Source organism: Buttiauxella selenatireducens, assembly GCF_031432975.1.
GTDB lineage: Bacteria > Pseudomonadota > Gammaproteobacteria > Enterobacterales > Enterobacteriaceae > Buttiauxella > Buttiauxella selenatireducens.
Genome location: NZ_CP133838.1, coordinates 2,446,004 through 2,466,602, shown reverse-complemented (window position 1 = coordinate 2,466,602; position 20,599 = coordinate 2,446,004). Strand labels below are relative to the sequence as shown.

The window sequence follows — 20,599 nt, the reverse complement described above, 5'->3', positions numbered from 1 at the left end:
CTCTGAACTAGTGGGCCAACACGCCGTTGGCCGCACTCATATAACGCAGTGAGAAATAGACTCTGTCCTGCCCTTGCGGGACAGGTGTTGCCAGCCATTTTTGCTGATATGACACGGGTGCCGGAGTCGCTTTAAACGTCCTGGACTGTTTGTCCTGACGGAACAGTTCGATAACCTTCCCGGCGCTGGGCGCTTGCAGATACAACGCCCGCTCAGCCTCCGTCAACATCTGCGTTCCCGCACCATCTTGCACCCAGACTTTTACGCCGCTATGGCTTAAGGTCGTGACCCATTTGCGGTATGAATCAGGCGTCATGTTTCCGGCGAAGAAGCTACTGACCGCAACGGGTTTATCCGCAACGGCGGCCAGCGACAAACGCGTTTTCTTCATCCACTCTTCTGCTAACCGTTGCATTTGCGGGTCGCGCCAGCGCCGATCATCGAGTTCACTGCTGATATACCAGCCAGAAATCGACTGCGCACCCAGCACGTCTACCCAGCGCTTTGCCACCGCTACGTCATTAGCGCGCAAATGGTTGAGGTAGTTTTCAAGTGCCGGCCCAGGCTGTTTTTGCCGCTCAAAAAACTGGCTATCTGCCGACAGACCGATAACCAGCTTCAGGCCGCCAGAAAGAGCAAGTTGCGCTTTATGCTCAAGCCAGGCGCGAGATTCCCCGGCTGTGAAAGCCTGGTCGTAACGGCTCCACTGCAATACCAGCGTATCAATTCCCTGCCCTTTGAGTTGACTCAACACATGTTGCCACTGCGCGTCGGAGACGGTGGTATCGCGCAGTTGCGGCTGATACATCACTGCATTCATGGCATTGGCAGCCGGGGCTGCCAGAAGCAACGTGGTTAAAAGGATTTTCATCATTACCAGCGAGCTCCTAAGGTCAGGAAGAGGTTATTTTTGGAATCGGTGTCGCGGTTATGGCCGGAAAATGCGCGTTGATATTCCAGACCTACGCTGACCTTGTGCGGGAAAGCCGTGTAGTGCGTTTCACCAAACCAGGTATTCAGCCGCACCCCGACGCCACCCAGCGTATTATCGCGATAAGGTGTGTCGGTGCTGGCGTTGTACTGTGCATGCCAGTATGGCTCGACCGTTTGGTGACCATTCACTTTCTGGTGCCAGCTCATGCGGTAATCTGCGGTATACAGCTGATAGTCCGCTTTCACGAAATGCGCCGCATCCAGATACAAATTCTGCGCCATCCAGCCATTTCCGGTGGGATGCCAGTCATCGCTGTATTTGCCGCCATTGAAGAACGACGCGCTGGCCCGCAGCATGACATCCGTTTTTCCATCGTGATTTCCGAGGGGAATTTGCTGCTCAGCCGCCAGATAAATGACCTGATCACGCAGCGGTTTCCAGCGCACGCCCAGGCCGAGCATCGGCTCATAGACCGGCATAAAGTTATGCTCGCCGTCATTTTCGCTACCGGCAAAAATTCGGCTGTAAACGGAAAGCTGATCGCCGTCGATAAGTTGGTTTTTACCGATACGGTACTCCGCTTCAAATTGTTCATAACTACGATAACTTTTTCCCTGCTGGGCGCTGCTACTGCTGCCACCGCTATTCATGGAGTTCGGCGTCAAACCGAAAGAACCATCGTAAGTAAAGGTCCAACGACGATCGCTGTCCTCATGGATGCGGCGGAACTCAAAGCGGTCTTCTTTCTGTTTATCGCTCAACTGTTGTTGCGGCGTGAGGGAATTATCAATGTCATCCACCACCCGTTCGCTGTACTCACGTGTTTTAGGTTTATCATCCAGTCGCTCGTTGAGATAGACCAGTTGACTCAGGATTTCCGGCGAATCGGGATAAGTCACGCGGGCTTTTTCCAGTGCGTCACGGGCTTCAGAATGTTTACCTTGCGCTAACAACGCACAACCACGTGCGGCGTCATCTTGTGTCGGCGCGGAGTCGAATTTAAGCTCCGCCATCCCACGATGCCAGGCCACATCCTGCCAATAATCAAACGCCTTATCGTTGCCTGAGAGCCTGGCGGTGCGAGCTGCCGCCAGCACATCGTTATCCAACAGGGCGCTGGTGGGTATGCGTGACCAACTGGTCTGTGCTAACTGATAATCTTCCGCGGCATACGCCAGGTAAGCCACTTGTCGTTGATAAAACGGTGATGGGTCGCGCGCCAGCGCTTGTTGCGCGGCATACAGGGCAAGTCCTGGCCGGTCAGAATAGCATTGCGCCAGATGTGACCAGCTTTGCGCGTCATACTCGACCGACATGTCGCCCAACAAATTTCGGACGATGGCGCAGTTTTCTTGCCCCTGGAACAGCCGCGCCTGAGCCATACGCTGTGTGGCCGTGGGTAACGGTTTTTCCAGTCGCATTCGGCTCTCGGCGGACAACCCGTCAGGATGAAGCGCAAGCTGGGTGTACAAACGTGTCGATAGCGAATTCTGCAACTTGCCCGCCCGCGAAAATGGCCAGTAGCGCAGCAGCAATTCAGCGGCCATTTTCCCCTGATCCATGACAACCAACTGGTAGCTGATATTTTCCAGCTCCTGCGAAGATAAATCGCGCGTCTGGCTGATATGGCGGATCATCTGCAGGCTGGTTTGCGTGTCGTTGCGTGCCAGACTCAACGCCAGTCGCTGATCAAGCCCCTGATCGTCGGGGATTTTACTTAGCAGTGCGTTTGCCCCCTGCCAGTCGCCTTTCTGGATACGGATGGGAACTAACGTTGATAACACATACTGTTGGTTTTCTGGGTATTTAACCGTCCAGTTGGCCACCGTTTTACCGGGTTCCTTGCAGTAAGTTGCCAGTAAACGCAGCCAGTTCCGCTCCTCAGCAGGATGGTTAAACGCCGGTTTACGGCTGGTGAGATAATGACGCAGTGGCATGAGCGCGTTACGTTCAGCCAGTGACTGAGCATAGGCAAGTTGCATACCCGGGCTATTCATCACGCCCTGACTTTGTAAATCCAAAATTCGCTGGTCACGCCGCATATGTAACAAGATGGCAAACCATTGCTGGTACTGAGCCTCACTCAATGTGGCATCACTGTCTAACAGTGCGTAACCCTGGTCTGCCGCTGTCCACTGCTGCCTGAAAATCGCACGCTGTATGTAGTTATTGGTGAGTTGTTGAGCGGCTTGGGTATGACGAAATGTCGGGTCTGAGAGCTGAGCACGGGCGATGCTTAACTGATTGAACTTGATAGCATAGTTACCTACTTTACTGCGGCAATCTACGGTTGGCTCAGCGTCGCACTGCTTCTGCAACGCCAGCAGTTCTCCGAGGGTGTTAATCTGCGGTTCGGGAACGGGGATTGCCGCCAGCGCTCGCTGTAAATCGGGGTTGTGTGGCTTCTTCTTGAGTTCATCTTTCAGAAATGCCTGCGCTTTCTTATCGTGACCAAAATAGCGATAAGCTTCTGCCAGCCACAATGTCAGGCGCACACTTTCAGGCGCCATTTCATGCGCATGTTCAAAGCTGCTCAAGGCCCGCGTTTCATCATTGGCTTTCATGGCCTGATGCGCCCGTTCGATATGCGGATACACCTTGAAGTAGCGGTAATCGTTTAAGCCCAGATCTTGTTGTGACCCTTCTTTTGCGGCGAATGCGGGTGTCATTATCAGTGCACCGCAGATCAGTACGGCCAGGGGGTTCAGGCGAATGTTCATATTGCTTCCCCTGCCAGGCGTGCCTGTTGCAATTGATTGATACCTGCTTTCAGCAGCAACTTGCTCAGAGAGGGTTGCAGTTTCTTCTGCTGTTCCAGCGCGTGATCCACCACGTTCTGGCTGACCACACCTTCTTGCACCAGGTATTCGCCAAACATCAAATCGCTGCGCTCGTAGCGCAATAGCACCGCGCGCAAAACGGCCTCATTGAGGTGGGATTCTGTGGTCAACACTTCCGCAAACAGCAGTTGCCCGGAGACATATTTATCCCAGATTTCAGCCGCCTGTGACTCGGTGAGAAGAGCTTCACTTACCGCACTTTCCAGTAATTGTTTTTCTTTCAATAACGCTTCCTGGCCGTACCAATAGCGCAGTCCAATCACAACCTGACCGCGTGGCACCACAACGTATTTGACCGGACGGCCAACTTTGCGACTCAGCGCTGCGAGAGAAACCGGATCGAGGGTGTTTTCACAGGCCAGAATCAGGTTCTCGCCTTCGATACGCAATGGCAGTACCGCATGGTGTTGTGCCACTTTTGCCGGGATGCTGTTGATCAGTTGCGGATCGAGCGTGAGGGAGTCAATAGATTCCATCGGTACTTCAGCCTGTTTTGCCAGCGCGACCGCAAGCTGAACCGCCGTGATATAGCCCAGTTGTACCAGGTTGCCGCCCAATTTCAGGCCGGGAATGCGATTTTGCAGAGCTTCTTCAAGTTGCTGGCGGGTAATCACGCCGGAATCCACAAGGATGTAACCCAATGGCTGGGTTGAGCGTTGCTCGCTGACGGTTGGAAAATCATGCGTGGTTTTATCCCATGCAACGCGACGCGGATCGCCGTGCTGAATAACCTGCTTAATGGCGCGCCAGTTAGCCACAAAGTTAATCAGGTTCCCCCAGAACAGGCGCGGGATCACCAGCAAACCTTGCCTCATTCCGTAATAGCCGGTGACGAAAATCATGCGTTGAATAATGCGATTGGTCATCAGGCCAAAGTTAATCCACAGCAGCGTGGTGAGCCAGGTTCCCCCCACGAAGATAGACAAGAATTGCCATGCCCCATCAACGCAGCGCTGATAAATCATGATCGCGACCAGTTGCAGCATCACCAGCATCGCGGCAAAACTTAAAAAGTTGGCGATTGCCCCTTTACGGTCTCGCCATAAGAAATAGTTCAGTACCGGATTTGAGCTCCAGCGGTGTGTTTTAAATCCCTGAAAGACAATACCGATTATCCAGCGCGACTTTTGTCGCACTGCTGTCGCAAAGGTATCAGGGAAATATTCACGCACGCAGATAACGTTGGCGGTACGGGCGCGCTGACCAAACGGTTTTCGGGTGGTGTCGTTTTTGTTCATCACCGGGAAGCGGCAGAAAATTTCTTCCATGCCCTTTTGGCGTAAACGGAAACCGATGTCGTAGTCTTCCGTCAAACTCTGCACATCAAACGCAATGCCGTCACCGTCAGCCAACAGCGCTAACACCGCGCGACGGCTAAAACAGGTGCCCACACCTGCGCTCGGAACCTGCCCCGCTAACGCTTCGCGTACCGGAACATCCTTACCGTGCAGTTCGGAAAATTCATCCAGGTAGCTGAGGCTGGTGAAGTGAGTCCATTTACGTTCAAACGGATATACCGGGATCTGAATGAGATCCTTTCGGTCGACCAGATAATTAAACAGGCATAATTCGAGTGGAGAAATCACATCTTCCGCGTCGTGCAGAATAAAGCCGGAGAAATTAAAACGAGCGCTGCGTTCAAACTGCAAAATAGCGTCGAGAATGTTATTCAGGCAATCCGCTTTGCTGGTGGGGCCAGGTCGGGCGCACACGACTTTATGGACATTCGGAAAGCGTGCACAAACATCGTCGACATCGCGTTGTGTATCTGGATCATTCGGATAGGTGCCGACGAAAATATGATAATTCTCGTAATCAAGAGAACTGGCGGCAAGTCGCGCCATGTTACCGATAACGCCCGTTTCATTCCATGCGGGAACCATAATAGCCAGCGCTTTTTCTTGCGGCTCATACAGGGCTTTGTAGTCCAGATAATCGTTGTTACGGTAGACCGTCACTGAGCGCCATGCACGGCGAAGCCAGTAGACGATATCAATAAATAAGTCATCAATTCCGCTTATTAGCATCAGTATCGCCAGAGTAATAGCGATGACTTTCAATCCGTACAGATACGTTGAAAAGTAATCAACAAACCAGTCCATTCTCAATCCCCAAAGGCCATGTAAAACCCACTGAACTCTTCCATACGAGGCCTGACGGGTAAGCAATAAGGTTCCGCATGTTACCGGTATCATAAAACAATCAGGTAAACACGGAAAGTGTATTAATCTATTAAAGGCAACTCTTTAAATCATTAAAATTATATCATGAGGGAGTTGACTAGAATTTTTCACTGACTTTTCTAATTGTTACAGCAGATTAAGCGAGTTAATGAAAATGAGAATTTTTAGTATTGAGGATGTCAATTTCTTGCCTGAAATGGCTTTGAACTTTACATTGTCGAGCTGAATATCTGTGGGAGAAACGGACATGACTTATCTTTGGCTGATTGTCGCCATTATTGCCGAGGTGATCGCAACCACCTCACTTAAACTATCGGAAGGTTTTAGCCGTTTATGGCCGAGTGTTATCACCATTCTGTTTTATGGGGTGGCGTTTTATTGTTTATCCATCACCATGCGTACTATCCCTACCGGGATTATTTATGCGATTTGGTCAGGTGCCGGGATCGTGTTGATTGGTGCAGTGGGCTGGATATTCCTGGGGCAAAAACTCGACTGGCCTGCGATTGCGGGTATGGCACTGATCATTTTGGGCGTGTTAGTCATTAACCTATTTTCAAAATCAGTCGCCCACTAATCCTCTCTTTTAATGCCCATGCTGCGCCCTTTTCACTGGCAAAAGGCTTGCAGCATGGCATGCCTTTAATCAACAAATCGTAAACCAAAAGTTAACAAACAACTCTTTTACATTGCTGACAATAATTTTGCTTTTTTTCTAAAAGTTGAATAGTAACTAATCGAAATTATCTATACAGTGTGCCCGTCACGTTAATGAGGTTGATGATTATGGTTAAACAATTACGGTCAAAACTGGGGATGATTTTGTTACTGGTCGGTGCGGCGCTGTTCTCTGGCCAAACGACTGCTCAAACTCACGGTCACCTGTATTTGGTCGTCAAAAGTGCTGACATGTTGCTACGCCATCAGGCCGATAGCGATGAAATACGTCAGGCCGCCGAAGATTCTGCCGCCGATTTTCGTGAGCAACATTTCCACGTCAATGAACGCCGTCCGGGCACTTATCAACTGTAGCGATTCTTAACTCAGTCCGATTTACGCGATGATGTCATCCCTTAAATCGAACTGAGTTCGGTTAAATATTTTTTACACCTCTGACCGAGCCACAGACAATCACCGAAGACGGGTTAGACAGCATCGGCAGTAAAGCCTGGATCAAGAAAAAAGGGCCTTTGAGATTAGTATTCATCAGCCTGTCTTAACTGCTTTCATCCCATTCTTTATCGACTCATCATTATCGACCAGCCGGTGCGCTTTAGTGACTTGCAGCGCGCGGTGCATCCCATCACACAAAAAGAGCTCACACGGCAATTAAGGCAATTTGAATCAAGAATGTTGGTGACAAGAGAAGTGTTTGCGGAGGTCCCGCCGAGAGTTGAATATCAGATAACCGAGTTAGGAAAGTCACTGCGCCCGACACTGGACTCACTTGCGCAATGGATGCGGGAAAATGGCGAGCATCTGGAAGCGTGATTTTGGGGATATAAAAACCTCGCCAATTCACTCCGCAGAGTAATCAGCGAGGGTCAGTTTAGCGGTTATTTATCGCCAAAATGGATAACGGTACGAATCGATTTCCCTTCGTGCATTAAATCGAACGCTTCGTTAATTTGTTCAAGCGGCATCCGGTGCGTGATAAAAGGATCGAGGTTGATTTTGCCAGCCATCGCGTCCTCAACCATGCCAGGTAATTGGGTGCGCCCTTTTACACCACCAAATGCTGAACCACGCCATACTCGACCGGTGACGAGCTGGAACGGACGCGTTTTGATTTCCTGGCCTGCGCCCGCAACACCGATGATGACGCTCTCACCCCAGCCTTTATGGCAGCATTCCAGGGCCGAACGCATCACATTGACGTTACCGATACATTCAAAGCTGAAATCCACACCGCCATCAGTCATCTCAACGATCACGTCCTGAATCGGCTTTTCGTGATCTTTAGGGTTGATACAGTCTGTAGCCCCCATTTCAGTGGCCAGTTTGAATTTTTCTGGGTTGGTGTCGATTGCCAGAATACGCCCAGCTTTTGCCTGTACCGCGCCCTGAATCACCGCCAGCCCAATTCCACCCAGACCAAATACGGCAACGGTATCACCCTGTTTCACTTTCGCCGTGTTGTGAACCGCACCAATCCCGGTGGTGACACCGCATCCCAGCAAACAAACTTTGTCTAATGGGGCTTGTTCGTTCACTTTCGCCAGTGAAATCTCTGCAACCACGGTGTATTCGCTGAAAGTACTGGTACCCATGTAGTGGTAAATCGGTTCGCCGTTATATGAGAAACGCGTGGTGCCATCTGGCATCAAGCCTTTACCTTGAGTGGCGCGTACCGCCTGACAGAGGTTGGTCTTACCCGATTTACAGAATTTACACTCGCGACATTCAGCGGTGTACAAAGGAATAACGTGATCGCCAGGTTTCAGGCTGGTCACACCCTCACCCACTTCCACTACAATTCCGCCGCCTTCATGCCCCAGAACCGCCGGGAAAACACCTTCCGGATCATCGCCCGATAAAGTGAACGCATCGGTGTGGCACACACCGGTATGAGTAATCTTGACCAGCACTTCGCCTTTTTGTGGCGGTGCGACATCAATTTCAACGATTTCCAGAGGCTTTCCCGGACCGAATGCAACAGCAGCACGTGATTTCATATTCTTCTTCCGTCGTCAGGTGAGTGTGAATTTTATTTTAGATAAGAGCGGAGTAATTGGCTGACTTCTGCCATGCGCACAGTACGCTGATCCTCGGATGTCTCCCCCGCGACCAGTTCGTCTTTCAGATGGATTTCCAACATTTCGCCCATCAGGCCATTGGCCGCGCCGCGCACGGCTGCGATTTGCTGCAAAATAGCGATACAAGGATCCCCATTTTCCAGCGCGCGCTCTATCGCTTCCGTTTGCCCGCGTATTCGCCGCACGCGAGTCAGAATCCGTTTTTTGTCTTCAGGTGAATGTGGCATAGCGGGCCTCTTGATACTATAGGGGGGTATTGTATTTTAATTTTTAACTCATTGGTAATTTTATATTTTTCATTACTATCAGTAAGATAGAACACCCACTCAAAAACACATGCAAAAACACGTCAAAACAATCAAACACATATCATTTTTTTCGGGTTTGCTCGGAAAAATTTCGTGATCATTTCATCTGAAAAAACCATTCTTTTTATGTGGGCAATGCGTGAAAATGCAATCCTTATATAAATCAAAAAGGAATTTGCAGCATGGCTATACCCGCATATTTATGGCTAAAAGATGATGGTGGCGCGCTCATTAAAGGTGGCGTTGATGTCAAAGGGCGTGAGTACAGCATCGAAGTAAAAGGTTTTCATCACAATTTGATGATCCCAACCGACAATGCGACCGGGAAAGTAACAGGTACGCGTATGCACTCGCCTATGCTGGTTGTTAAAGATTTCGACTGCTCCAGCCCGTATATCTATAAAGCTGTGGCAACGGGGCAAAATCTGGAATCCGCAGAAATTAAATGGTATCGCATTAACGATGCGGGCCAGGAAGTTGAATACTTCAATATGATGCTGGAAGGCGTTCGTGTTGTTTCAATATCTCCGACGATGGCATCCCCGGAAGACAGCAACAGCAATCACTTAGAATCCGTAGAATTGCGCTATGAAAAAATCACCTGGAAACACAACGACGGGAATATTATTTATTCCGACTCCTGGAATGATCGTCAAACCGCATAAAACAAAGGGGGCAGATTAGCCCCTTAATCATAGAGCCATCGTCCCGCCGCAGCCGATTCTGCAAACATTCGAACCGTTAAGGGTTTTCTTGTTTTCTCCACTTCTTTTCTTTTTGCTTTAAACAATCGGGTAAATAACGGGGTGTTTTCCCAGGGAAAATAGTGAGACCAGTTGACGAAGGTCAGGTCAACTTTGAAGATCTCCTGATACTTCTCTAAAGCATCTTCAAAATCATCACCAGGTGTTTCGAACAAATCTGAATCGAATTCCAGAGGGGTTTCTTTCCAGTTTTCGTCTAAATACCCTGGTATCTCATTCCTGAACATGGCTAATACTTCGTCTTGTATTGTCATCAGAAATAAGTCCACTGTATGCGGTCTTTCGGTCGGGCAATCAGATTGTATTTGTTCTGAGTTTTCCGAGATACCTGATAAATCGAGTTTATCAGGCCAACCCACCCAAGCCAGGGAACATAACGAGCGAGAACGGCTGCAAGCTTATTCGTTTTTTGCATCCTGAAACCGACAGGGGTCGGCACCCTGATCCCAAAAGGCGTTCTCGCATCTCTCAGAAGCATCCGCCCATACTTTGAAATTACGCTTGTACCTTTGATTGCCGTACCGGGTTTTGTCCTGGTTTTTAGCCACGGCTGACCGGCAAGAATAGCTGCCCCGGATTCAATGCCAATTCCCAGTTCGTCGCAAAATTGTTCTAAAAAGATCACGTCGAACAATTCGCCAGGCGTTAAATTTGCTTGTCCATGATAGAAGTACGTCCCGCCCAGCTCTTCAACCGTATCCATTCTTTAAGCCCATTTAACTTAGGGAACAACATCATAACGCTGGTCCAGAATCTGGGCAAATGTAACTAATTTGTAGCTACTAGATAAATTCAGGTACTGGCGGCCAGTCAACATTTGGTGCTCATGGGGCTACAACTGCTACCATCGCCTCAGCATTTTGTAGTAGGGAATTCCTCTTTGAACTGGAAAAGCTGATTGTGTTGTTAATACCTACTACTTTGCCCCCTATATGCCCCCAATTCGAGATTTATGCGCGTTTTTGCCCCTAAAACGCTCCTGATTCCGGAGCGTAAATTACAAATTCTGGCTGCTGTTCAGACCCTGTAATTTGGATACAAACAGCGGGATGTGTAGACGTCTTTGAAAGGGAATGATTCATTTAGAACGAAGACTGACTGAGGCGATCACTGTCAAAGATAGAACCGCCCTTCGATGGTCATGCGGGCAGAACCGTATAGCTCTACGCGATCATCATCACGCAACACACAGCGCAGTTCCCCTTTACGTGTTCCCCCCTGCTGAGCGCAGAATTCGGTTTTATTGAGCAGAGTTGACCATAAAGGCACAAGCCAGGTATGCGCTGATCCGGTAACGGGATCCTCATTGACCCCCACCTGTGGCCCAAACCAGCGAGAGATGAAATCAAAGGGTCCATCATGGGCTCCCTCTGCGGTACAGACCACACCACGCGCCTTTATTTGCACCAGCTTATTCATATCAGGCTCCATCGTATCAATGATGGCCTTATCCCGGAGCAGGACAATAATATCTGGAGCTTTCCAGACCCCGATAATGTCCTTTTCACTGATACCAAGTGATTCAGTTAGGTTTGGTGCTATAGCGACAGGTTCAGGCCAGGTCACCGGGAAGTCCATACAATATTCCTCACCGTGCCTGCTGACCGTCAGCACGCCGCTACGGGTGTGGAAGCGCACCAATTCACCGGTGTAACCCAGTTTGTTATACAGAACCCATGCTGTCGCCAGTGTGGCATGGCCACACAGATCAACTTCACAGCCAGGTGTAAACCAACGCAAGTGATAACCATCCTCTACCGGGACGAAAAAAGCGGTTTCAGAGATATTATTTTCAATAGCGATCGCTTGCAGCGTCTCATCACTAAGCCATTCCGTGAGAGGGCAAACACCTGCAGGGTTGCCGCCAAACGGCTGGGATGTGAAGGCATCAACCTGATAAAAAGGGATGCTGTTTGCATTATGATTTTGCATTCAGTTTTTCCAGATAATTATAAATAGTAAACCGGGTCACCCCGAGCATCTTCGCAAGGTGATTAACACTTCCTTTTATTTTGAAAAACCCCATCGCTTGAACTTCGGAGACCACTCTCATTCTGTACTCTTTCTGACTTTCAGAACCGGTCATCCGAAAACGGGAAAGGAACTCATCAAGAGACTCTTCAGGAACGCCTGCAAGCGTGTTTTCCTGTTCGGCATAGTCCAGCGGCGAAGGAACCAAATACTCAAGATCACGCATCAGACGAGTAACAACATCAGTATCGACGTTAATACAAAAGGCAACCAAAGGCGTCCCATCTGAGTTGTAATACAATGTGGAGGCGCTATTTAAGACCTTTCCGCCAGAAGTCGTCGTGGTATAACCGTTGAAAACCTTGCTTGATGTCTGCTTTGGCACGTCAAACAATCCCAAAAACCCTTTATCATCCTCGGGCCCTTTAAGAAGAGCATCTCCAATTTTTCGCCCACTGACATGCCCATTAATAATGTTTACCACTGACGCCTCTGGTTGAGTAAGGTCATGCAGCACAGCTTCAGTATTTAAAGGCAGTGTGGTTTTTAGTGCTTCCAGTGCAGCCGACAGAACGTTAATCAGCGCTTCTCGTTCGTATGTCATTATTTATTCCCAGGGTTTGTCGCCTGAATCTCAATTTCGACATCCATACCAAAAGCCAGAGTACTGCTGGTCACTGTCCTTGATGGGTAGACTTCGTGAAAGAAACTGCCGTATGCCCGATTAAATTCTGCAAAATACTTCATGTCACTTAACCAGACCTGCACCCGAACAACATCATTCAGGCTCGCCCCTGCGCGATTTAGCGTCTTGGTTACAGCGTGCATGATATTTAAAGTCTGTTCCGTAACGGTACCGTAGACAGGCTCTCCTTCGGCTGTCATTGACACCTGCCCCGACAAAAACAGAAATCCCTGCGATGCCACCATGTCAGAGAAAGGGAATGGTTTCGTTGTTGGGTAACGTGTTATCAGCATCATCTTGTCCGGCGAGTAAAAAGTGTCGTCAGGATAGCATCAAGCCAACATGGAAATAAACACAATTTCAATTTTCAACAAGTGTTGATTGCAAACGCCCACCTGGTCACATAAGCCCTCGTCGATACTGTAAATTTCGCAGCGCGTATGAGTCAGTGCTAAAATGTCGCAACAATTCAAAAATAGAACAAAAAATGAGCGCCGATACTTTGATGAAATTAAGCATTATCATCCCATGCTATAACGCCGCTGACTTTATTGAAGAGTGTCTGGAATCTGTCCTCCCTTATGCTAATAGTGATGTGGAGATAATTATTGTCAATGATGGTTCAACGGACAACAGCAACGAAATTATAATAAAGACTTCACAGCGCTATCCTGAAAAAAATCTGATCGTTATCAATCAAGAAAATGCGGGGTTATCTGCTGCCAGAAACAAAGGGTTAAGTATTGCGTCTGGTGAATATATTTCTCTGCTGGATTCAGATGATTTTTATCATCAGGATTTTTGGTCCGAAATTCCATCGCTACTTAATGATTCAACGATTGATATTATTGAGTTTAATGCTGATCAGTTTGAAAGTGAGATTTCAAATATAGTCGAGCATATTGATTGTGCAGTTTTTGCCGGCAAAGAGCGGATTGTGTCTATTGAACAACTGAAACCTGCATTTCAACGGTGCAAATGGTATCCGTGGGCCAGAGTCTATAAGAAGTCATTGTTTATTGATAACGGCATTGAGTTTCCAGAAGGCCGGTTGTATGAGGACATGAGCACAGTCCCTGCTTTGTATTTAAAAAGCAAATGCATTTTTGGAATTAACAAATCACTGATCTGGTATCGTTTTCATAAGAAAAGTATCACGCAGACCTTTAGACAAAACGATCTTTCTGATTTAGTTTACGTGGCAACAACATTATCTGATCTTTCAAAAGAAAGGCCTGAAACAAAAGCAATACTTTTCCCAACGGTTCAAAGAGTGTTTAACTTTATAAAATACATGCTCATTAAGAATAAGCAGGCGATTTTTTCACGTCAAGAACAGCGGAAATTACAAAAAGCTTTAATGCCTTTTATAAATGAATTCAGAATTTCCAGAAAGATTCAAATTCTCATTCTGCCTTTTTATCTCAACACTATCGTAAGGTTGAGAAAGAAATAGTTCCAATTTTTCTGCGGTGGTATGAGTTTCATTTTGGCTTAAAGGGCACTCGAAATGAATGTCAGATGCCCTTTAAGCCAGATTATAACCCGCAAAACAGACATACATTTGTTCATAAAATGAACTACCCGGCATTGCTGTGTTCTAACCATAATGGACTGTAAATATGGGTTATGAATGACTTATCCTGACTTCAGCCCCATTCTGAACTGACAGCCAGTGTATCTCACGGTTACGCGTGCAGTGGAAACGACAAAGGTGTCTGTCATGTCCCGCAATCGCATTTATCTCGAAGCTGGATGGTTACTCAATATCACCTGCTCACTTCCCGCAAGGGGGACAAGATGAAAAAGCATACCGAACAAAAAAGAGCAGGATCGATTCTGGAAGTGAGATGTTTACGCTCTGTTATTCCTCCAGTTTGTATCCACAGGGTTGCGTTCGATGATGGTAAATATGCTGTTGTACGTTGTGTAACAGATGTTTGCCTTACTCCTGGTCACACCATCAACAGGGATGCACAAGGCTGGCACTATGACGAGCGAATAGTGCAACTGCTGCCTTTTGAATATGTTGGTCAAACAGAATCAGACCGAGGGTTTGCTGAATACCAGTAACGCATTTCTTTACGACCCCACTGTTCAAGTGGGGTATCTGGTCAGGGAAGAAGCTCAGTCCTTTTTACCGGGCATCATGCGCAGCAAGGTGTTGTCTTTCCACACATAATGATGAAAAAGTGCCGCAAAAGCATGAATGCCGATAACGAAGTAGCCAATATTGGCGATGAGTTCGTGGTAGCTTTTGATGGTGAACTCCATATCCTCATCAGGCTCAATCGCATGTGGCATCGAAATGCCAAATACCGACCAGTCACTGCCTTTAAAGTACACGGTTAAGAAACCCAGAATCGGCAGAATAATGAACATCAAATAGATGATGGTGTGTACTAAATGCGACACCCCGGTGATTGCCGGGTGCGGCTTCGGCGTTATCGCTGGCGCACGGTATTTAATGCGAACCAGCAGACGCGCAATCATCAAAAAGAAGACGCTGATCCCGCAGGTAACATGAGTGGCATTAAAGATTGGCCGATAAGAACGAGGTGCAAAACCTTTCAGTTCCATCGCGCAATAAGCCCCCACTACCAGTAAAAAAACCAGCCAATGAAGCGTTATCTGCAACGCGGTGTATTTGCTACGCATTTGAGTGCCCTGCTTTGTCACAATGATTTTTCCAGGATAGCGGCAATCCCTCTAAAAATCATTAACATCTGATGAAATTCCCTCTCAATTTTCTTAACAACATCGGTTTGCGACCCTCTCAATTCTGAACCATCACTACAATTGATTAAGATTTAAGCAACTCTCAATGTTGAGATATGAGGTTCGGGTTATGAAAAAAATCGGTATTAATGGTTTTGGTCGTATTGGTCGGCTGGTATTGCGCCGTGTGCTGGAAACCCAAAGTGAGGTGGAGATTGTAGCCATCAATGATCTTACCTCACCGCAAGTTCTGGCCTATCTGCTCAAGCATGACTCCAGTTATCGTAACTTCGATGGCACGGTGGATTACACCGACGATTCGTTGGTGGTCAACGGCAAGAAAATTGCGGTGTATGCCGAGAAAGACGCCAAAAATATTCTGTGGGGAAAAGATGGCGTAGCGATAGTGATTGAATGCACCGGTTTCTATACTTCGAAAGAAAAAGCCAGCGCGCATCTGGACGCGGGAGCGCAGAAAGTACTCATTTCTGCCCCTGCGGGCGACATGAAAACCATTGTTTTCAATGTGAACTGCAACACCATTACGCCTGAGGATAAAATCCTATCCGTCGCATCCTGTACCACTAACTGTCTTGCGCCAATGGCAAAAGCCCTGCATGACAACTTCGGCATTAAACTCGGCACGATGACCACGATCCACGCTTATACCGGCACACAATCGCTGGTCGATGGCCCGCGAGGGAAAGATTTGCGTGCTTCTCGCGCCGCTGCGCAAAATATCATTCCTCACACAACCGGCGCGGCAAAAGCCATTGGGCTGGTTATCCCTGAATTGCAGGGCAAGCTCAAAGGGCATGCGCAACGTGTGCCGACCCTGACAGGTTCAGTGACTGAGTTAGTCTCGATTCTGGAGAAAAAAGTGACGGTCGATGAGATTAATGCCGCCCTGAAAAAGGCCACGGAAAACAATGAATCATTTGGCTATACCGATGAAGAAATTGTTTCGTCTGATATTGTCGGTACGCATTTCGGCTCAGTGTTCGATGCGACCCAAACTGAAGTGACCGAAGTCGGTGATTTGCAATTAGTGAAAACCGTAGCCTGGTACGATAACGAATATGGCTTTGTAACTCAGTTGGTGCGGGTTTTGGACGCCGTCGCCAAAGAGTAATGCACTCCCTCTCCCGGCACGCTGTCGTGTTCGGGAGAGGGTTTTCAGGATTACTTCAGCAAACGCACTTTAACCGATTTGCCTTTGATTTTACCCTGCTGTAGTTGCTTCCATGCATGACGCGCCACAGACTCACGAATCGCGACATAGACATGCATCGGATGAACATCAATCTTGCCGATATCCGCCCCATCCAACCCCATATCGCCGGTCAATGCACCGAGAATATCGCCCGGACGCATTTTCGCTTTTTTGCCACCATCAATGCACAGCGTCGTCATTGTCGCTTCAAGCGGCTTGATGCTGCCGCCCGTTGGAGCGGGTTGCCAGTTCAGAGACAAATTAAGCATTTCAGCTAACACGCTGGCACGTTGTGCTTCTTCCGGAGCACACAGGCTAATCGCCAGACCGCTTTCACCCGCGCGTGCGGTACGGCCAATGCGGTGAACGTGGACTTCCGGGTCCCATGACAATTCATAGTTAATGACCATTTCCAGCGCTTTAATATCCAGCCCGCGCGCAGCAACATCTGTTGCCACCAGCACACGGCTACTGCCATTTGCGAAGCGAACCAGCGTTTGGTCACGGTCACGTTGTTCCATATCACCGTGCAGCGCCAGCACACTTTGGTTGCTTTCAGTCAACGCATCGCAAACGGCCTGGCAATCTTTTTTGGTATTACAGAACACCACACAAGATGCAGGTTGATGCTTGCTGAGTAATTTCTGTAACAGACTGATTTTCCCGCTGCGGGAGATTTCATAAAACTGCTGCTCAACAGACGGCAATTCGTCTACTGAATCAATTTCAATCGTTTCTGGCGTACGCTGTACACGAGAGCTAATGGCTGCAATCGCCGTAGGCCACGTTGCGGAGAACAGTAATGTCTGTCTGTCTTGCGGCGCGTGGCCAATGACATCATCAATGGCATCGGCAAAACCCATGTCCAGCATACGGTCAGCTTCATCCAGCACGAGCGTTTGCAGAGCATCTAAATTAACCGTCTCTTTTTTCAGGTGATCGAGCAAACGGCCAGGCGTTGCCACAATCACATGCGGAGCGTGTTGCAGAGAGTCGCGTTGCGCACCAAACGGTTGTCCACCGCACAGTGTCAATATTTTGATATTTGGCATATAACGCGCCAGACGGCGTAACTCTTTAGCCACCTGGTCGGCCAATTCGCGTGTTGGACATAACACCAAAGATTGAGTAACAAACTGGCTGGCATCAATATGTTGCAGCAAGCCCAAACCAAATGCTGCCGTTTTACCGCTACCGGTTTTTGCCTGTGCACGGACATCTTTCCCAGCCAGTATCGCGGGTAATGCAGCCGCCTGAACAGGCGTCATGGTGTGATAACCAAGTTCGGTGAGATTGGCGAGTTGTTCTGCAGGCAGAACGTTTAGGGTAGAAAAAGATGTCACAATTATACTCTCAATTAATGGGCTGTCAGACAGCGTCTGGCGCGCATGTTAGCAGATTTGAGGGGGTAACGCTGCTGACGTTTTGTTTGCATTTTCAGGGCGATGTTTAGTGAGTCATTTAAAATCATGAAAACAGATGAGGGTTAATGGTCCAGTTCAGAATTTAACTTTATTCATGGTCACCCACGTCATGAGCTGTAGCATGAATATTCCTGACAACATTAAGCTATTAATCAGAAGCGTTGCCCCGACTTTATTGACCGCGCTTAGCCTGCCTCCCCCCCTGAACCTTATAGCCGCTACGGTGGTGTCCAGTATTCTGAGCAAAAACTTGTCCGCCAATGTGGCCCAACAAAGCGATAATGCCGGAAACTCGATTAACCCTGCGGCGATGACACCTGAACAGATTGTTGATGTCATCAAAAATAACCAAACGTCCCCTTCTATCGTTACAGACCTGAGAAGTGCCGAAGAAAGCCTGAAGCACTATGAGATAACTTCAGGGATACGTTTCGCTGAGCTGGCTTTACAGGAAAAACAAAGCATCCAGGACTTCCAAATTAATTCGGGTATTGCCGGTAATATCTTTAATTCAGGCATTAAAATTGTCTGGATAGCTATGTGCGGATTGCTGGTCGTTATTATTACCTCGTTATTATTGCTTATTCCTGGTGTGGATATCCCCAGTGATAAGCAAAGCATTGTGACCGCAGTATTCGGCATCATTGGTACTGTCATTGGCTTTATCAACGGATTAGCATCCAACATCGTTGGCTATTATTGGGGCAGTAGTCAGGGGTCGAAAGAGAAAGGCATCGAGATGGCCAGCAGCTTTAAGAATCTCGGTGAAAGTGTTGCGAAAACACTGGAGACGAATGCGGCGAACGCGAGTAACACCGCGTCGAATGCTTCTCAGGAAAAACCTCAGCAGGAGATCCCCCGCTCCAGCGCCCGTGGCTCTGACGATATCGCCTCTCCTCCTGTTCCCGCGAAACCAACCCTGCTCAATGACACATGGAGTGAACTGGCCGCCCCGCATGACTTTATTAGCAGCGGTGTGAGCTGGAATTTGCAGAAAGACGGGATTTCAATTCAGGGGACCACCCCGTCAGGCACACAAGGTAAACCGACCACCGTTGAGAAAATATGGGATCTGTATGGCCCGTATTGCGTGCAAGCCTCGAAAATGTATGGTGTTCCCGTTGAACTGATCATCGCCACTATCGCAACAGAAAGTGGTGGTGACAGGAACGCCAGACGCGCGGAACCGCAAATCCATGACGAAAGCGTTGGGTTAATGCAAACACTGGTCAAAACTGCCCGCGGCGCATTGGGACGGCCTTCACTTACCGGCGACGACCTGCTTGACCCTGCCACATCTATTGAAGCCGGAACGGCTTATATTGCCCATCAACGTTACGTGACTCATTTTGACCCGCCTAAAGTTGCCGCAGCCTATAACGCAGGATCATTGCGCGTTGATAATGCGTCTGCCAATCGCTGGAAAATGCACTGCTATCCAAAAGGAACCGGCAGACACATTGATAATTTCGTCTCATGGTTTAATGATTGTATGAAAGAAGAAGTACAAACAAAATGGAATGAGAATAAAGACATCAGTAGCTTTAGCTCTATCTTTAAATAGCGTCATCCTGTTCTGATTTGAATGAGGCCAGACATGAGCAAAAACATTATATTTTGTGCTGACGGAACCTGGAACGGCCCAGGAAATGACGATAATGGCGATAGCATTCCTGACCGGACTAATGTTCTGCGGCTATTTTCGGAACTTGACGGTACAGCAGATGCACCGGATATGTTTCTGCGCGATGAGCAAGAAAAGGTCGCCACCACAAAATCAGGGGTGGTTTACCAGGTCAGCAAATATCTGCATGGTGTCGGCGACTCTAATAATTGGCTAGAAAAAATAATGGGCGGTGTATTTGGTGCGGGAATGGTTGAGCGTATTGTGCGCGGTTATACCTTCATCAGCAGAAATTACGCTAAAGGCGACAAGATCTATCTGGTTGGATTTAGCCGTGGTGCGTATACGGTGCGAGCGCTGGCTGGAATGATTGGTAAATGTGGCCTGCTGGATGCGACACAATACGACCTAAGTAATGATAAAGAGGAGGCGTATCGACTAGGCACCGCCGTATGGAGAAGCTATCGGGAACATTCTAATGTCAATGGTGATTTACTGGATAGAATCATCCGTGATGCGCCATACTTTCTTCACGATAAAATCGACCCTAATAAGATGCTCTATTTTGTCCCTATTGAAGCCGTCGCGGTTTGGGAAACAGTAGGAGCATTAGGCATTCCAAAATACTGGAATGATGAGCGCGTGGATGTTTATCGTTTTACCGATACCAGCCTCGGTGAACACGTTAAATACGGCAGGCAGGCGTTAGCCATTGATGAAATGCGCCGGGATTTCACCCCGACCTATTGGGATCAAAGGAAAGATATTATACAGGTACTCTTCCCCGGCATTCATGCTGATGTCGGCGGCGGTTATAGTAGCGTTAATAATGGTAATGGCTTATCTAATGGCGCGTATTTATGGATGCGGGATGAACTGGTTAATCTGGGTGTAAAACTGCAAGCCGATAACTGGGTAGCTGACTTCTGTGGGCAAATCCATTGTGAATGGTACAAGATTAAATATTCACTGAGTGTACGCAAGTTTAAAAGACCGGCGTCTGCTGATTTGGCCATTCATCACTCAGCCATTTCCCGAGTGAACTACCCTAACCCATTACCCGTTCAGGACAGTAAAGGCCAATGGGGCATGCAAATTTATCGACCGGCATCGCTGGTGTCATTTTTTGATAGCCAATGGAAACCAGGCGTCGATATTTTCATTGTATAAACGGAAATG

At 48.2% G+C, this 20,599-nt stretch carries 21 protein-coding genes and 1 pseudogene; 9 read left to right on the top strand and 13 right to left on the bottom strand.

Annotated elements, in window-relative coordinates:
• Positions 1-7: 7 nt before the first annotated feature.
• Genes RHD99_RS11425 through nfrB form a run of 3 tightly spaced genes read right to left on the bottom strand, consistent with a single transcriptional unit; the run spans position 8 to position 5,876 of the window.
• Positions 8-874: a DUF4434 domain-containing protein gene (locus RHD99_RS11425; protein ID WP_309878899.1), complete on the bottom strand. Its 867-nt coding sequence runs from the start codon at positions 872-874 to the stop codon at positions 8-10.
• On the bottom strand, positions 874-3,654 hold the full coding sequence (locus RHD99_RS11420) for an NfrA family protein (RefSeq protein WP_309878898.1): 2,781 nt from the start codon (positions 3,652-3,654) through the stop codon (positions 874-876). The genes RHD99_RS11425 and RHD99_RS11420 overlap by 1 nt, the downstream gene beginning before the upstream one ends.
• Positions 3,651-5,876, bottom strand: coding sequence for a cyclic di-3',5'-guanylate-activated glycosyltransferase NfrB (gene nfrB / locus RHD99_RS11415; protein WP_309878897.1), 2,226 nt, complete (start codon positions 5,874-5,876; stop codon positions 3,651-3,653). The genes RHD99_RS11420 and nfrB overlap by 4 nt, the downstream gene beginning before the upstream one ends.
• A gap of 328 nt (positions 5,877-6,204) precedes the next feature.
• Between nfrB and RHD99_RS11410 the strand changes: the two genes are divergently transcribed.
• Together RHD99_RS11410 and RHD99_RS11405 are read left to right on the top strand one after the other, a co-directional pair.
• Positions 6,205-6,534 (top strand): SMR family transporter, encoded by a 330-nt coding sequence (locus RHD99_RS11410; protein ID WP_183269321.1) that lies wholly within the window; start codon positions 6,205-6,207, stop codon positions 6,532-6,534.
• 209 nt (positions 6,535-6,743) lie between these two features.
• Entirely contained in the window at positions 6,744-6,989 is a 246-nt protein-coding gene (locus RHD99_RS11405) for a DUF2554 family protein (RefSeq protein ID WP_183269322.1), read from the top strand.
• A gap of 82 nt (positions 6,990-7,071) precedes the next feature.
• Here RHD99_RS11405 and RHD99_RS11400 read toward each other — a convergent pair.
• A pseudogene (locus RHD99_RS11400) lies at positions 7,072-7,173 on the bottom strand (short-chain dehydrogenase); the annotation flags it as partial.
• Positions 7,174-7,190: 17 nt separating this feature from the next.
• On the opposite strand from RHD99_RS11400, the gene RHD99_RS11395 reads away from it, so the two are divergent.
• Positions 7,191-7,448: a winged helix-turn-helix transcriptional regulator gene (locus RHD99_RS11395; RefSeq protein ID WP_309879143.1), complete on the top strand. Its 258-nt coding sequence runs from the start codon at positions 7,191-7,193 to the stop codon at positions 7,446-7,448.
• Between the two features lie 65 nt (positions 7,449-7,513).
• Here RHD99_RS11395 and RHD99_RS11390 read toward each other — a convergent pair whose 3' ends face one another.
• Together RHD99_RS11390 and RHD99_RS11385 are read right to left on the bottom strand one after the other, a co-directional pair.
• Positions 7,514-8,632, bottom strand: a complete 1,119-nt coding sequence (locus RHD99_RS11390) for an S-(hydroxymethyl)glutathione dehydrogenase/class III alcohol dehydrogenase (protein WP_309878895.1) — start codon at positions 8,630-8,632, stop codon at positions 7,514-7,516.
• A 32-nt stretch (positions 8,633-8,664) separates the two neighbouring features.
• Positions 8,665-8,940, bottom strand: coding sequence for a metal/formaldehyde-sensitive transcriptional repressor (locus RHD99_RS11385; protein ID WP_270145410.1), 276 nt, complete (start codon positions 8,938-8,940; stop codon positions 8,665-8,667).
• Between the two features lie 263 nt (positions 8,941-9,203).
• Here RHD99_RS11385 and RHD99_RS11380 point away from each other — a divergent pair, with 263 nt between their 5' ends.
• A complete protein-coding gene (locus tag RHD99_RS11380) occupies positions 9,204-9,686 on the top strand; it encodes an Hcp family type VI secretion system effector (protein WP_309878894.1) in 483 nt (160 codons plus the stop codon).
• A gap of 23 nt (positions 9,687-9,709) precedes the next feature.
• Here RHD99_RS11380 and RHD99_RS11375 read toward each other — a convergent pair whose 3' ends face one another.
• From RHD99_RS11375 to RHD99_RS11355, 5 genes are all read right to left on the bottom strand, one after another.
• Positions 9,710-10,054 carry a DUF1493 family protein gene (locus RHD99_RS11375; protein WP_309878893.1) on the bottom strand — a complete coding sequence of 115 codons (345 nt, stop codon included), beginning with the start codon at positions 10,052-10,054 and terminating at the stop codon, positions 9,710-9,712.
• Complete coding sequence (locus RHD99_RS11370) at positions 10,039-10,488, bottom strand: STM2901 family protein (protein WP_309878891.1); 450 nt, start codon at positions 10,486-10,488, stop codon at positions 10,039-10,041. Before RHD99_RS11370 ends, RHD99_RS11375 begins: the two co-directional genes overlap by 16 nt.
• Before the next feature lie 410 nt (positions 10,489-10,898).
• Entirely contained in the window at positions 10,899-11,717 is an 819-nt protein-coding gene (locus RHD99_RS11365) for a PhzF family protein (protein WP_309878889.1), read from the bottom strand.
• Complete coding sequence (locus RHD99_RS11360; RefSeq protein WP_309878887.1) at positions 11,704-12,360, bottom strand: helix-turn-helix transcriptional regulator; 657 nt, start codon at positions 12,358-12,360, stop codon at positions 11,704-11,706. Before RHD99_RS11360 ends, RHD99_RS11365 begins: the two co-directional genes overlap by 14 nt.
• On the bottom strand, positions 12,360-12,641 hold the full coding sequence (locus RHD99_RS11355; protein ID WP_309878884.1) for a RidA family protein: 282 nt from the start codon (positions 12,639-12,641) through the stop codon (positions 12,360-12,362). Before RHD99_RS11355 ends, RHD99_RS11360 begins: the two co-directional genes overlap by 1 nt.
• Positions 12,642-12,928: 287 nt before the next feature.
• Here RHD99_RS11355 and RHD99_RS11350 point away from each other — a divergent pair, with 287 nt between their 5' ends.
• Positions 12,929-13,897, top strand: coding sequence for a glycosyltransferase (locus tag RHD99_RS11350; protein ID WP_309878881.1), 969 nt, complete (start codon positions 12,929-12,931; stop codon positions 13,895-13,897).
• Positions 13,898-14,241: 344 nt separating this feature from the next.
• Complete coding sequence (locus RHD99_RS11345) at positions 14,242-14,514, top strand: hypothetical protein (protein ID WP_183269334.1); 273 nt, start codon at positions 14,242-14,244, stop codon at positions 14,512-14,514.
• 54 nt (positions 14,515-14,568) lie between these two features.
• On the opposite strand, the gene cybB is transcribed toward RHD99_RS11345, so the two are convergent.
• Positions 14,569-15,099 carry a cytochrome b561 gene (gene cybB, locus RHD99_RS11340; RefSeq protein WP_309878879.1) on the bottom strand — a complete coding sequence of 177 codons (531 nt, stop codon included), beginning with the start codon at positions 15,097-15,099 and terminating at the stop codon, positions 14,569-14,571.
• Positions 15,100-15,289: 190 nt separating this feature from the next.
• Here cybB and gap point away from each other — a divergent pair, with 190 nt between their 5' ends.
• Entirely contained in the window at positions 15,290-16,291 is a 1,002-nt protein-coding gene (gene gap, locus RHD99_RS11335; RefSeq protein WP_309878877.1) for a type I glyceraldehyde-3-phosphate dehydrogenase, read from the top strand.
• A 50-nt stretch (positions 16,292-16,341) separates the two neighbouring features.
• Here the strand turns inward: gap and dbpA are convergent, their stop codons facing one another.
• Positions 16,342-17,715 carry an ATP-dependent RNA helicase DbpA gene (gene dbpA, locus RHD99_RS11330; RefSeq protein ID WP_309878876.1) on the bottom strand — a complete coding sequence of 458 codons (1,374 nt, stop codon included), beginning with the start codon at positions 17,713-17,715 and terminating at the stop codon, positions 16,342-16,344.
• Positions 17,716-17,917: 202 nt separating this feature from the next.
• Between dbpA and RHD99_RS11325 the strand changes: the two genes are divergently transcribed.
• Positions 17,918-19,360: a lytic transglycosylase domain-containing protein gene (locus RHD99_RS11325; protein ID WP_309878874.1), complete on the top strand. Its 1,443-nt coding sequence runs from the start codon at positions 17,918-17,920 to the stop codon at positions 19,358-19,360.
• Positions 19,361-19,393: 33 nt separating this feature from the next.
• A complete protein-coding gene (locus tag RHD99_RS11320) occupies positions 19,394-20,590 on the top strand; it encodes a T6SS phospholipase effector Tle1-like catalytic domain-containing protein (RefSeq protein ID WP_309878873.1) in 1,197 nt (398 codons plus the stop codon).
• Positions 20,591-20,599 lie beyond the last annotated feature (9 nt).

Coding starts and splice junctions, on each gene's coding strand:
- RHD99_RS11425 (WP_309878899.1), bottom strand. CDS start 874: ATGATGAAAATCCTTTTAACCACGTTGCTTCTGGCAGCCCCGGCTGCC.
- RHD99_RS11420 (WP_309878898.1), bottom strand. CDS start 3,654: ATGAACATTCGCCTGAACCCCCTGGCCGTACTGATCTGCGGTGCACTG.
- nfrB (WP_309878897.1), bottom strand. CDS start 5,876: ATGGACTGGTTTGTTGATTACTTTTCAACGTATCTGTACGGATTGAAA.
- RHD99_RS11410 (WP_183269321.1), top strand. CDS start 6,205: ATGACTTATCTTTGGCTGATTGTCGCCATTATTGCCGAGGTGATCGCA.
- RHD99_RS11405 (WP_183269322.1), top strand. CDS start 6,744: ATGGTTAAACAATTACGGTCAAAACTGGGGATGATTTTGTTACTGGTC.
- RHD99_RS11390 (WP_309878895.1), bottom strand. CDS start 8,632: ATGAAATCACGTGCTGCTGTTGCATTCGGTCCGGGAAAGCCTCTGGAA.
- RHD99_RS11385 (WP_270145410.1), bottom strand. CDS start 8,940: ATGCCACATTCACCTGAAGACAAAAAACGGATTCTGACTCGCGTGCGG.
- RHD99_RS11380 (WP_309878894.1), top strand. CDS start 9,204: ATGGCTATACCCGCATATTTATGGCTAAAAGATGATGGTGGCGCGCTC.
- RHD99_RS11370 (WP_309878891.1), bottom strand. CDS start 10,488: ATGGATACGGTTGAAGAGCTGGGCGGGACGTACTTCTATCATGGACAA.
- RHD99_RS11365 (WP_309878889.1), bottom strand. CDS start 11,717: ATGCAAAATCATAATGCAAACAGCATCCCTTTTTATCAGGTTGATGCC.
- RHD99_RS11360 (WP_309878887.1), bottom strand. CDS start 12,360: ATGACATACGAACGAGAAGCGCTGATTAACGTTCTGTCGGCTGCACTG.
- RHD99_RS11355 (WP_309878884.1), bottom strand. CDS start 12,641: ATGACAGCCGAAGGAGAGCCTGTCTACGGTACCGTTACGGAACAGACT.
- RHD99_RS11350 (WP_309878881.1), top strand. CDS start 12,929: ATGAGCGCCGATACTTTGATGAAATTAAGCATTATCATCCCATGCTAT.
- RHD99_RS11345 (WP_183269334.1), top strand. CDS start 14,242: ATGAAAAAGCATACCGAACAAAAAAGAGCAGGATCGATTCTGGAAGTG.
- cybB (WP_309878879.1), bottom strand. CDS start 15,099: ATGCGTAGCAAATACACCGCGTTGCAGATAACGCTTCATTGGCTGGTT.
- gap (WP_309878877.1), top strand. CDS start 15,290: ATGAAAAAAATCGGTATTAATGGTTTTGGTCGTATTGGTCGGCTGGTA.
- RHD99_RS11325 (WP_309878874.1), top strand. CDS start 17,918: ATGAATATTCCTGACAACATTAAGCTATTAATCAGAAGCGTTGCCCCG.
- RHD99_RS11320 (WP_309878873.1), top strand. CDS start 19,394: ATGAGCAAAAACATTATATTTTGTGCTGACGGAACCTGGAACGGCCCA.